The sequence below is a fragment of the Aerococcus urinaehominis genome (genome assembly GCF_001543245.1).
GTDB lineage: Bacteria > Bacillota > Bacilli > Lactobacillales > Aerococcaceae > Aerococcus > Aerococcus urinaehominis.
Window position 1 is genome coordinate 530860 of the sequence record NZ_CP014163.1, and the last position, 12650, is coordinate 543509.

Here is a 12650-nt window from a genome sequence, read left to right on the forward strand (position 1 = left end):
TGCTGAGTTCAGCGGTTTCCTTGCTATGCTTGCACCACCCGCATAGTCGCTAATGACCAGAAACCTGCCTACTAGGCAAACTTTTTTATCTAATATTAGACTAATCCTACCACGAATCACTTAAAATCTCAAATTTTATTGCGGAATAGTAATTGCTTGACCTGGCAAGATTAGTGCCTGTTCGTTTTCAAAACCATTAGCAGCTACCAAATCATCTAAGCTAACGCCATTGTTTTGGGCAATCCGATAAAGATTATCGCCTGCTTGAATAGTATAAGTTTGTTGTACTTGGTTGCTAGTTGGTTGAGAAATCGTATGGCTAGCTGGCTGCTCTTGAACCGGATTGGTTACCTCTGGTTGATCTACATGCGCATTAATTGCTTGACTAGGCTGGCTAGCAACCGGCTGTCCAGTAAAGTTTAGGGCTTGACCCAAGTAAATCTGGTCAGATTCTAAACCATTCATGGCCTTTAGTTGGTCCACAGTCAAACCATTTTGCCGGGCAATTTTCCACAAGGTGTCCCCTGGTTGAACTGTATAAGCTGAGCCAGTCGCTTGACTAGGCTGGCTAGTTACCTGACTGCCACTAGTAAAAACTTGGCCAGGGTGAATCAGGTTAGAGGTTAGACCATAGCGGGCTTTCAGTTCGCTCACGCTGGTTCCCAATTCTTGGGCAACCGTATAGAGGCCGTCGCCTGCTTGGACGGTATAAGTCTTAGAGCTATTAGCTTGACTAAGTTGATTTGGCTGGCTTGTTTGACTAGCAGCTGCTGAAAAGACCTGACCAGGATGAATTAAGTCAGATGTTAAACCATAGCGGGCTTTTAATTCGCTCACACTGGTGCCCAACTCTTGGGCAACCGTATACAAACCATCACCGGCTTGGACGGTATAGGTCTTAGTAGACTCACTTTGACCAGCTTGGTTAGCTTGGCTAGTCTGTCCAATTTGACTACCAGAAGTTGAGAAAACCTGACCGGGATGAATTAAATTAGATGTTAGACCATAACGGGCCTTTAATTCACTAACGCTGGTGCCTAACTCTTGGGCAACCGTATACAGGCCGTCACCGGCTTGAACTGTATAGGACTTGCTAGATTTAGCCTGGCTTGGTTGCGTCACTTGACCAGCTTGGCTAGCAGCTGCTGAAAAGACCTGGCCAGGATGGATTAAGTCAGATGTTAAGCCATAACGGGCTTTTAATTCACTAACGCTGGTGCCTAGCTCTTGGGCAACCGTATACAGGCCGTCACCGGCTTGGACGGTATAGTTTTTTTCCCCATGTGACTTTTGTCCTGCTGACGCCGGTTTACTATTTGAAGTCAAGGCAACACCTGGCACATCAAATCGGGTAAGCTGATTCGCTTGAATAATACTATTCAATTTACGACCATATGATGTATCAGTTGCATAACGGCCGGTTAACCAAGCAGTCGCATCCTGGTATGATTTAGTATTGCTTTTCCAAGCGCCTGCATAGTAGTTGGCATTAAAGCTGGGACCATTTTTCAAAACACCTACATAGTCAATCAATGACTCCCGGTATGATGGATATTGGCGGAAACCGTCAACAATGGCATAATAGTTTCCTGACCCATCATCTTCTAAGGTTTTAAAATTAGCAGTTTGACCCTTATAAGCACCCTTGATACCAAATAGGTTATTATAAGGTGCTTGCGACAGCTGACTCGATCCCCAACCTGATTCTAATACAGCTTGGGCAATCATGACTGAAGCATAGAGGTCATTTTGACTAGCCAATTCTTGGGCGTGACCGGTAATTTTGTTTAAGAAGTTAACCTGGTGGCTAGCTAGATTGGTATATTGGTAATCTTTGGCTTGTACTTGGTTCATTTCTTGGCTAGCAGTGTGGACTGCTAGGGCTGATCCTAAAAGGATAGCACTCGTTGTGAGCGCCTTTTGATAATTTTTTTGCTTGGATGTCATTTTGGACTGAATATCCTCCTAATTTGTGATTCATGGGTCAATCTTACCATATCCAATAAGACTTGGAACTCACAAAAAGATAAACTTTTCCCTATTTAGTAATATTTTAATATTCGTAATGAATCTGTAATGAAAGCTTGCTATAATATATTTTATATATGGCCGAATGCTAGGCAAAATTACTAGGAGGATGCTCATGATCGCCAATATTACCCAAATCACCCAAGCGATTATAAAAAGTCAGGTTAATCCAGGCGACCAGGTATTAGATGCTACCCTGGGAAATGGTCATGATAGTCTAGCCTTAGCCAGGCAAATAGGTAGAGAGGGAAAGCTTTACGGTTTTGATATCCAATCCCAAGCCTTAGCTAATACTGAGCAACGCCTAACCGACAATAAATTAGGAAATGTACCTCACCAGTTCTTCCTTGCTTCACATAGCCAAATCAAGGACTATTTACCTGACCAATGCCAATTAAAACTAGTTATATTTAATTTAGGCTATCTTCCCAAGGCTGATAAAACGATTATTACCCAAGCCGATTCTACTTGTCAGGCCATAAGCCAGTGCCTCGATTTACTTGCCAACAAAGGCCTTATTTTAATTGCCAGTTATCTTGGCCATCCAGGTGGCCAGGCTGAACATGGTGCCATTAAGCAACTTTTAGCCAATATTGACCAAGCACATTTTAATGTTGGCGAATTTAATTTTTTAAACCAGGCCAACCAGCCACCCAAATTATTTATTATTGAAAGGAAAAAGTAATGCCTCTAAAAAGCTTCAGCCAAATTGCCCTCTACTTGTGCTTCTCCTTTACGGTCTGCTTACCGGTTCTATTTGACTTCTGCCGTATTGATATGATGTCCTGGCCAATTTATCTGCTAGCCCTCATTTTAACCGCCAGCTACTATTTAATTTTTAACCTCTGTAGCCAACAATATTACCTGCATTGCTTGCATGAATTTAAACACTTCCTGCTTCTAGATGTTGTATGTCTTGGCTTAATATTGATCTTTGCTAAATTAGCTTCTCTAGGCGTCGCTTTTTCTCTGCTAATTGCCCTATTAATTATCCACACAGTTATTCTTAGCGATACTATGGCCCCCTGTCTAAGTCAGTTTGTTTTTTCCGCAGTGATTCTAGGCCTAATCAACCTTTACGAAATTGCCCATCTTGATTTAAGCTTGATCGGTCTAAATTTTGCTTTACTCCTACTAAACTTTGCCTTTTTGCTTATTCTCAGCTTAGTGGGCAAGGTTAAAATTTCCCCTACTTTTAGCAAGGGACAATATATACTTATTGCCTGTTTGAGCTTCATCTTAGGACTAGTGCTCCTAAATATGCAAACCAGCCTTTCCTGGTTACAACAAATCAGTTTGCTAGCAGCTTACATTGTCACTTTTATCCTGGCAGTTGCTAATAAGAAAATATTATCTAAATAAAAAAAGGCCCGCAACGGGGCCTTTTTTATTTAGTCTTTAGTTACGTTAACTGCTTGTGGACCACGTTGGCCAGCTTCAATTTCAAAGCTAACTTGTTGTCCTTCTTCAAGAGTTTTGAAACCTTCTCCTTGGATAGCGGTAAAGTGTACAAATACATCTTCTTGACCTTCACGCTCGATAAAGCCAAAACCTTTTTCAGCGTTAAACCATTTAACTGTTCCTTGTTCCATTATAAATATCCTCCTTGTGCACTTGCACGTATTGATTGGAGATTTTGCTAGTGTAAAAACAGTTGAAATATCGCTGATGCTTAGTTTTAACTCTCATCTTCATAAAATCATTAAACGTTTTTTCTATCAAAATAACCATGAATAATCATAACACTTAATATTTTTACCTGCAAGCAATATGGCTCAGAGCCTACATATGCCCCATTTCTTTTAATGAAATAAAGTCTAGGCCCCCCACAATAATGTGGTCTAAAACTTCAATGCCAATTAATTCTCCATTAGCAATTAGCCTTTGGGTAAAGTTAATATCTGCTTGAGAAGGACTAGGATCCCCAGATGGATGATTATGACCCACAATCAAGCGAGCGGCCGCTAACCTAACTCCCTCCCTAAAAATCTCTCTCGGATGAGCGACACTCATATTAAGTGAGCCAATAAATAGAGTCTGGTAGCGAATAATTTGATTTTTGGTATTAAGGTACATCACATGAACCTGTTCTTGCTGAAATTCATGTAATTCAGATACAAAAAATTGGCCAGCTTGATCAGTTGATGTTATTTGTCCCATCTTTTCCTGGCTAGCACCATAAATGCGCCGGCCTAATTCGATAGCCGCCCGTAACTCGACTGCCTTAGCCGGACCTATCCCTTTAATCATTAAGAGATCCTGGTAAGTCGCCTGTTTAAGAGCATAGAGGCTATTAAAAGATTTTAAAATATCCATGGCCAAATGCAAAACAGATCGGTTTTTGCTACCTGACCCTAATAGGATGGCTAAGAGTTCATAAGTTGCTAGGGACCTCTCCCCATTAATCACTAATCTTTCTCGCGGTTTCATTTCATTAGGTAGTTCATGAATTTTAGGTAACATGGCTTCCCTCCTCATCTATAAATACGAGAAAGAGGAGGGATTTTTCTTTTTCCGGTTTAAAGCCTAAATGCTATGTACTAAAACTAATTAATAAATGGTAGGCCATCATCAAGGTCTACGACAATGGCCTTGGTGCGGTGGAGATCATCGTCATTAGGCGCTTGCAAATCAGGCACCATGATTACCTCAATACCGGCTCGCCAAGCTGCCTCAACACCTATTGATGAATCTTCAAAGACAATGGCCTGGTCACCTGTTAGTCCAGTTTGTTCTAAGCAGGCCAGATAGATATCTGGTGCGGGCTTAGGCTCCGCTACATCACTCGCTGTAATCAAACCGTCAATATAATAGTCAATACCAGCCGTTTTCAATAATTGTTCCGCAATATGCCGCCTAGAGCTAGTGGCAACATAACACAGAATTTCCTGTCCCTCTAAGGTATGGAGTACCTCCATCAGACCTGATTTAACCTGAGTTTTTGAATTAGCAATTAAACGTTCATAGTGACTATAGGCCTGATTAAAAATCTGGTCTCCCAATTCAGGACTGCCTGCAATTTTTGCAAAGCCCAGCTGGGTTTCTTCATCACTTTTCCCTACAAAATCTAGGTAATCCTCCTGGTTAAAGTCAATCCCATGTTCAGCAAATGCGGCCTGGTTGGCCTGGAAATAGCTACGTTCCGTATCAAACATGGTCCCATCCATGTCGAAAATCACGAGTTTTTTCATGGCTTAATCCTCTTATTTCTTTAACTCAGCAATTCGCTCCTGGGTAGCAACTAGCTTAGCTTGATAGTCGCGTCCCTTTTCGCGTTCACCATTGACCACGGCTTCAGGGGCATTGTTGACAAATTTCTCATTGGCTAATTTTTTCTCAACTCGGTCAACTTCTTTTTGCCATTTATCTAATTCACTTTCGAGACGGGCAATCTCGGCTGCGATATCAATAAAGCCAGCCAAGGGTAGATAAATCTTACCTCCTGTAAAGAAGAGAGTTACAGCCTGGTCAGGCACTTGGATATCAGTTGCCATTTCTAACTGATCTGGATTACAGAAGCGTTCAATATAAGCCTGGTTGTCTACCAACATGGTTAGCGTCGCTTGATCATCTGCCTCCACTAGCATATCGATGGCTTTGGATAAAGCTACATTTTGTTCATTGCGGGCTTGACGCACAGCACGAATCAGAGAAATTAACTGGTCCATGCTCTTGGCTGCTGCCTCATCCACCTGGTCAGCCTGATAGCTAGGATAAGCTGCTGTCACAATCGACTCCCCTTGATGAGGGACATGTTGCCAAATTTCTTCGGTCACAAAAGGCATAATTGGATGTAATAAACGCAGGATATTGTCAAGAGTATAAGCCAACACACTGCGTGTCGTTAACTTGGCTGCCTCATCATCACCATTAAGCACCTCTTTAGACATTTCAATATACCAGTCACAGAAATCATCCCAAATAAAGTGGTAGAGAATATCGCCGGCAATACCAAATTCAAACTTATCGAAGTTATCAGTAACTTTTTGGATGGTGTGGTTGAGATGGGTCAAAATCCACTTATCAGCAATTGAATCGACTCCTGATAGGTCAATTTCTTCATAGGTCAAGCCATCTAAGTTCATTAAGGCATAGCGGGAAGCATTCCAAATCTTATTGATAAAGTTCCAGGCCGCCTCTAAACGGTCTGTATTATAACGAATATCTTGACCTGGGGTTGAACCAGTCGCTAGGAACCAGCGTAGCGAATCGGCTCCATACTCATTAACCACATCCATAGGATCAACACCGTTACCTAATGACTTAGACATCTTACGCCCCTGACTATCCCGAATTAGACCGTGGATTAGCACATTTTCAAAAGGTGCTTGTTCAGTAAATTCCAAGGATTGGAAAATCATCCGTGAGACCCAGAAGAAGATAATATCATAGCCTGTTACTAGGGTATTGGTTGGGAAATAGCGTTTAAAATCAGCCGAATCGGTATCTGGCCAACCCATAGTTGAGAACGGCCATAAAGCACTAGAAAACCAGGTATCTAACACATCTTGCTCTTGGTCCCAGTTTTCAGCATCAGCTGGTTCTTCCATACCAACATATACTTGGCCGGTTTCCTTATGATACCAAGCTGGAATCTGGTGACCCCACCATAGTTGACGTGAAATTACCCAATCATGGACATTTTCCATCCAAGATAGGAAAGTTTGTTCAAAACGTTCAGGATAAAAATCTACTCTTTGGTCGGTATCCTGGTTAGCAATCGCGGCTTTAGCCAATTGGTCCATCTTTACAAACCACTGGGTTGATAAGCGTGGCTCAACAACGGCGTCAGAACGTTCAGAGTGACCGACTGAGTGGGTGATATCTTCCGTTTTAATCAAGAAACCTTCAGCCTCTAAATCTGCAACAATAGCTTTACGGCAATCTTCTCGCGTCATGCCTTCATACTTGCCAGCTTGGCTATTCATGGTAGCATCAGGGTTCATCACATTAATACGCTCTAAGTCATGGCGGTTACCAACCGCAAAGTCATTAGGATCATGGGCGGGTGTAATCTTAACCACACCAGTCCCAAAGTCCATATCAACATAATCATCAGCTACAATTGGGATTTCCCGACCAACTAGAGGTAAAATAACTGTCTTACCCACGAGGTCTTGGTAGCGGTCGTCCTTAGGATTAACTGCTACAGCTGTATCTCCTAGCATCGTTTCAGGTCGAGTGGTCGCCAATTCTAAATAGCCAGACCCATCTGCTAAAGGATAACGTAGGTGCCAAAAATGCCCTTGGTCTTCTTTATAGACAACTTCAATATCTGATAAGGCAGTTTGGAAAACCGGGTCCCAGTTGATAATATACTCACCACGGTAAATATAGCCCTTGTTATAAAGGTCAACAAAAACGCGCCGCACAGCCTCATTCAGACCTTCATCTAAGGTAAAGCGCTCCCGGTCATAGTCAACTGAAATCCCCATTTTAGCCCATTGGTCACGGATAGTTTGTGCATATTCTTCTTTCCATTCCCAGGTTTTTTCAATAAATTTCTCCCGGCCTAAGTCATAACGTGACAAGCCCTCTTCAGCTCTTAATTTTTCCTCAACCTTGGCCTGGGTGGCAATACCCGCATGATCCATGCCCGGTAACCACAGCGTATCATAACCCTGCATCCGCTTTTGACGGATAATCATATCTTGCAAGGTTACATCCCAGGCATGGCCAAGATGCAGGCGTCCAGTAACATTGGGAGGCGGAATAACAATAGAATAGGGCTCGGCCTCTGGATCCTCGCTAGGCTTGAAGACATCCTTAGCTAGCCAATCTTGGTAACGGCCAGCCTCAACTTCATTGGGCTGGTATTTCGTTGACATATTAATTTCTTGCATCTTATCTCTCCTTATCTCTTCAATAAAAAAGACCCTATTCTGCCTTGCAGAATAGGGTGCAGTGCACGGTACCACCTATTATTCACTCAATTGATAACGGTATGCACCGGACACTTGGTCAGTTCGCTAGCAACTATAAACAGTATCTGGGTGGGCTTGCACCAACTCCCACTCGCTAAACCAGCATCCTGCCTAACCTCTAACGCAATCTTTTCAACTCATTTTATCATGACCTTATTAATTATTCAAACTAAGTCTAACGGCGTTTAACCTTACCCTGCCAATTAGCCATACCACCTTTAAGAATGTAGAGCTGAGACTTATCATAGCCAGCTTTTCTCAGTAGACGGGCGGCTCGACTAGCTAAAAGGGCCCCATCATCGTACAAGTAAATCGGCTGGCGCTTATTAAAGCCAGGTGCGCCAGCTTGGTGGATTTGACTATAAGGTACATTCCGAGCGCCTAAAATATGAGCTGACCGGAACTCTTGCGGCTCCCTAACATCAACAACCTGGGCCTGGCGCATACTAGCGGCAAAATCCTCTTGGCTAATTTCATTAGCAGCATTGCGACGTAAAAAATAAGATACTAACCAGTAAATACCGTAAGCAATAATAAAAATCCATAAAATTAAAGTAATCCATGAAAAAACAGACATTCATTCTTTCCCTTCTAAAGTAGAGTAAACGCTAAGGAGGCTGCCCCAATAACCCCGGCCTCAGAGCCCAGTTGCGCAATAGCTATCTGAGTTGATTCAGCTATTGCCGGATAGGCTGCTTGTTTAAAGAGGGGCACTAACTTATCCAATAGATACTGGCCAGCATTAGCTACGCCGCCTCCAATTAATATGACTTGAGGATGGGTGACACTAGCCATTTGTCCTAGTGAGTGTGCTAGATAAGTTAAGCTAGTTTCCAAAGCATAGTCAGCAAAATCATCCCCAGCCTGAGCAGCTAGGACTAAATCGTAACTAGTCACTTTTTGACCAGCTTGATAAGCAGCTGCTAGAGATGATGGTGCACCTTGCCAATCCTTATGTAAATCTGCGGCTAAACGCGCTATCCCATTAGCCGAAGCCACCGTTTCCAAACAACCTGTTTGGCCACAGGTACATTGGTAACCATCTGCTTGCGCAAACATGTGGCCGACCTCTCCAGCTGCGCCCATACCAACAACTAGATGGCCATCTACAATAACACCGCCACCAACACCTGTTCCCAGGGTGACCATGATTATATCGGGACAATCCTTAGCGGCGCCCAGGAATTGCTCGCCCATAGCTGCGACATTAGCATCGTTTTCAATGGCGACCGGCAGTTGACGGCCCAGGCCCTCCTGAATGGCCTGCCTAACAGGTTGGCTGTCCTGCCAATTTAAGTTGTAGGCCCCCTTTACCTGGCCTAGATCGTGGTCAATGGTACCAGGCGACCCCATACCAATTGCTTTAATCTCATCCAAACTTAAATTAAGTTGACCTAGTCTATCTATAATAGTAGCTACAATGTCATTGACAATATGCTGACCTTGGTCGGAAACATCAGTAGGAATCGACCATTGGTCAAGTACTTGTCGCTGACTATCAACTACAGCTAATTTGACGCTAGTGCCGCCTAGGTCAATGCCAATAACTTTATCTGCCATAATCTAACCTCCTAGTTAATTACTAATATTATAACAAGGATTGCCCAATATAGCACGAAACTAATTAAGCGCTGCCATTTACTTAAAGCATCAGTTCGCCCTAGCATATAATAGCTAGCCAAAAAACCTCCCAAGGCACCACCAAGATGGCCCCAAATATCTACACCGCCCATAAAAATATTCATTAGCAAGTTAACCAATAAGAGGGCCTGATACTGGCTGCCTAGGTATTGAAAACCCGAATGGTTAGGAAAAATCCGCTTCAAGGCAATAAATAAAGCAAATAAGCCAAATAATGAAGTCGAAGCACCTGCTGAGATTGCCCCAGGATTAAACTGGTAGGAAAGTGCATTACCCATTAGGCCTGCCAAGAGATAAAAGAGAGCAAACCGCCAGTGACCGAGAACTCCCTCTGCTAAACTGCCTAGATAATAAAGGGTCAGCGAGTTGACTAAAAGATGGCTAAAACCAATATGGATAAAGATTGGTGTAATTAAACGCCAGTATTGGCCCATATCAATTAACAAATTGGACCGGGCCCCAAACTGTAGCAGGACTAGACTAGATGTTGATCCCCCCTGGATCTCCATTAATAAAAATACCAGTAGCTGAATTGCTAGGAAGGCCCAAGTGACATAGTTTTTTTCCCTCATTGATTTTCCTTTCCGAGCTTATAATAAAAGCCCAAGCAACCAAGTCGCTTAGGCTCAATCTCTATTTACGTACTTCGCGGAATAAGCAAACCTTACGTAATTTAGGGCTATATTTTTTTAATTCTAAACGGTCTGGGTTATTACGACGATTCTTTTCAGTTAAGTAGATACGTTCGCCTTTTAACTCAGTGTTTTCCATTAAAATATTAACGCGCATTCGTTCTCCTCCATACTTTTAAAAATTATACTAGAATAGTATATCACATTTGATAAGCAGATGCAAAATGAACTTGGTTAACTAATCGCTAACCTCAGTACCGGCAACCTCTTCTGTTTCATCAGCAGACTGGTTAGCGTTAGCCTCTGTCTCACCACTAGCCACTTGAACTGGCCCCCGGTTAAAATAAGCATCAAAGACGCTACGACTCAACACTTGGGCCGAAGATTCCTGCACCTTAGTATTAATGTTAGGAATCACGATGGCAATCGCAATCTCAGGATTGTTATAAGGCGCATAACCGACAAAGGTAGAATTTTCCAGACCCACCTCGCCTAGCTCGGCCGTTCCTGATTTACCAGCTACCTCGACATTAAAACCCTGGTACTGGCTATAGGCCAAACCGTTACTCCGATTCACATTAGCATGGAAACCAGCCTGAATCCGGGCCAGTTCCTCTTGGCTGATAGTCACCCGGTTAAGCACTTGGGGCTGAGCTAAATAAAGCACTTGGCCTGGCGTCTCATCATGATTTTCCTCTCTAACTTCTTTCAGGAGATGAGGGGCAATTCTCACCCCATTATTAGCAATTGTCGCCACATACTGGGCTAGCTGCATTGGGGTATAGGTATCAAACTGGCCAAAAGACAAGTCCAAGGCATTACCTGGATTATCACCGATACCGCCATTAAAACCAGTTCCTTCTTGGGGCAAATCAATACCTGTTTCAACACCTAAGCCAAATTGGGCATAAACATAGCGTAACTTATTGTAGAGGTTTTGATACAGGCCGCCTAAGTCCATGCCAGGCTCATAGTAGTTCAAGCCACCAATCTCCATGGCCAACTTAATCATATAAATATTAGATGATTCAGCAAGCGCATTAATATCATTCAAATCACGTGGTCGGCTATCATTATTGTAGGTATACCACCAGGAAGCCTTGAGTGGTGTGCCTTCAAAATAGAGTGGCTCGTCAGTAATGACATTGTCTTCTGTTGAAATAACATCATAATAGTAGCCAGCAGCGACAGTCGCCCCTTTGACTGAGGACCCCATGGCAAATGATGAGTTAATAGTCCCTAGGGCATTGTCCTGGATATCACCACTAGATGTTCTATGCTTACCGACCATAGATAATACGTCACCATTTTGGGGATTGGTGGCGATCATATAGATCTCATTATTACCAGCATAGCTGCGGGTCCGCAGATAATCTTCAGCAATAGCCTCTAATCGCTCCTGCAGGTCTGTATCAATCGTTAGCTCAAGGGTATCCCCCATCTTACCTGAATAAAGCTGCTTAGTATCGACAACCTCGCCATTAGGATTAATTTCTGTTTCAAGAATGGCCTTAGAGCCAGATAACAAGGGCTCATACTGTTGTTCCAAATAAGAAGTACCGACACGATCATTACGAGCGTAACCTTGAGCCAGATAAGCATCCGCCGTTTCGCTGGGTAGGCCTTCTCGATTAGATGATACGGATCCTAGGATTGATCTTAGCAGTGACCCCTTAGGATAAGACCGCCGCCAATCAGTCGAGGCATGAACGCCTGGTAAAATACTGGCATACTCTCCCACACGGGCAATCTCCTCATCAGTAACATCGCGATTTTTAATAAATGTTGTCGACAAGGCATAAGCAGAATTCATCCGCTTGTAAATGGCTGCGGCCTGCTTTTCTTTATCACTAAATTGTAAATCCTGGTCACTGATATGGTCCAACTGCGCCTGGTAGAGTTCGCCACCATTCAAGTGTTTTTCATCCTCATCCAAACGATCATTAAGGGTCTCCATATTAGCAGCAGCCCAGTAATCCTTTAAGTCCCGGTCTTCCAAGTCATCGGTGCTCATATTAATGAGTTCCGCTAATTTGTTAGCGGTTTTTACCATATCTTCACCGGAGACATTGGGGCCTCTCGTATAAGAAATGGCCTGGAGCGCCTCGTTGTCAACTAAAACTTGACCATTACGGTCTAAAATCCGTCCCCGAGGCACGGATTCTTTCGCAATATTTCTTTCAGTTAATTGAACCAAGTCTTGAAAGGCTTGGCCTTCTACAATTTGCAAGTAGCCTAAGCGTAAAACAAGAATAATAAACAAACAAGCAATAATTGCCAGCAAAAGGTTAAAGCGTCCTAAATACCGCTCCCAATGGGCTGAACGACGCTTTGGTGGTATTGGCTGATTCAATTTTTCACCCACTTTCGTAACAGTCATTATATCAAAATTTTGTATAAAAAAAAGCTTTCAAAGCTTTTCTTA

General features: G+C 43.0%; 12 protein-coding genes. 2 read left to right on the top strand and 10 right to left on the bottom strand.

Annotated elements, in window-relative coordinates:
* Positions 1 to 135: 135 nt before the first annotated feature.
* Entirely contained in the window at positions 136 to 1947 is a 1812-nt protein-coding gene (locus tag AWM75_RS02380; RefSeq protein WP_067977781.1) for a muramidase family protein, read from the bottom strand.
* Positions 1948 to 2143: 196 nt separating this feature from the next.
* Between AWM75_RS02380 and mnmM the strand changes: the two genes are divergently transcribed.
* Both mnmM and AWM75_RS02390 read left to right on the top strand, forming a co-directional pair.
* Positions 2144 to 2713, top strand: a complete 570-nt coding sequence (gene mnmM / locus AWM75_RS02385; RefSeq protein WP_067977784.1) for a tRNA 5-(aminomethyl)-2-thiouridylate-methyltransferase MnmM — start codon at positions 2144 to 2146, stop codon at positions 2711 to 2713.
* Positions 2713 to 3390 carry a hypothetical protein gene (locus AWM75_RS02390; protein WP_067977785.1) on the top strand — a complete coding sequence of 226 codons (678 nt, stop codon included), beginning with the start codon at positions 2713 to 2715 and terminating at the stop codon, positions 3388 to 3390. The genes mnmM and AWM75_RS02390 overlap by 1 nt, the downstream gene beginning before the upstream one ends.
* Positions 3391 to 3419: 29 nt before the next feature.
* Here AWM75_RS02390 and AWM75_RS02395 read toward each other — a convergent pair whose 3' ends face one another.
* The 9 genes from AWM75_RS02395 to AWM75_RS02435 form a co-directional block, all read right to left on the bottom strand.
* Positions 3420 to 3620 carry a cold-shock protein gene (locus AWM75_RS02395; RefSeq protein WP_067977788.1) on the bottom strand — a complete coding sequence of 67 codons (201 nt, stop codon included), beginning with the start codon at positions 3618 to 3620 and terminating at the stop codon, positions 3420 to 3422.
* 190 nt (positions 3621 to 3810) lie between these two features.
* Positions 3811 to 4491, bottom strand: a complete 681-nt coding sequence (gene radC, locus AWM75_RS02400; protein WP_234946629.1) for a RadC family protein — start codon at positions 4489 to 4491, stop codon at positions 3811 to 3813.
* An 83-nt stretch (positions 4492 to 4574) separates the two neighbouring features.
* A complete protein-coding gene (locus AWM75_RS02405) occupies positions 4575 to 5219 on the bottom strand; it encodes an HAD family hydrolase (protein WP_067977792.1) in 645 nt (214 codons plus the stop codon).
* Positions 5220 to 5231: 12 nt separating this feature from the next.
* Complete coding sequence (locus AWM75_RS02410; RefSeq protein WP_067977795.1) at positions 5232 to 7871, bottom strand: valine--tRNA ligase; 2640 nt, start codon at positions 7869 to 7871, stop codon at positions 5232 to 5234.
* A gap of 256 nt (positions 7872 to 8127) precedes the next feature.
* Positions 8128 to 8529, bottom strand: coding sequence for a rhodanese-like domain-containing protein (locus tag AWM75_RS02415; RefSeq protein WP_067977797.1), 402 nt, complete (start codon positions 8527 to 8529; stop codon positions 8128 to 8130).
* A gap of 14 nt (positions 8530 to 8543) precedes the next feature.
* Positions 8544 to 9512 carry an ROK family glucokinase gene (locus AWM75_RS02420; RefSeq protein WP_067977799.1) on the bottom strand — a complete coding sequence of 323 codons (969 nt, stop codon included), beginning with the start codon at positions 9510 to 9512 and terminating at the stop codon, positions 8544 to 8546.
* 11 nt (positions 9513 to 9523) lie between these two features.
* Positions 9524 to 10165, bottom strand: a complete 642-nt coding sequence (locus AWM75_RS02425) for a rhomboid family intramembrane serine protease (RefSeq protein ID WP_067977801.1) — start codon at positions 10163 to 10165, stop codon at positions 9524 to 9526.
* 61 nt (positions 10166 to 10226) lie between these two features.
* Positions 10227 to 10382, bottom strand: a complete 156-nt coding sequence (gene rpmG, locus AWM75_RS02430) for a 50S ribosomal protein L33 (protein WP_067977804.1) — start codon at positions 10380 to 10382, stop codon at positions 10227 to 10229.
* Positions 10383 to 10463: 81 nt separating this feature from the next.
* The gene (locus tag AWM75_RS02435; protein WP_143236698.1) at positions 10464 to 12605 is read right to left on the bottom strand and encodes a penicillin-binding transpeptidase domain-containing protein; all 2142 of its coding nucleotides are present in this window, start codon (positions 12603 to 12605) and stop codon (positions 10464 to 10466) included.
* Positions 12606 to 12650 lie beyond the last annotated feature (45 nt).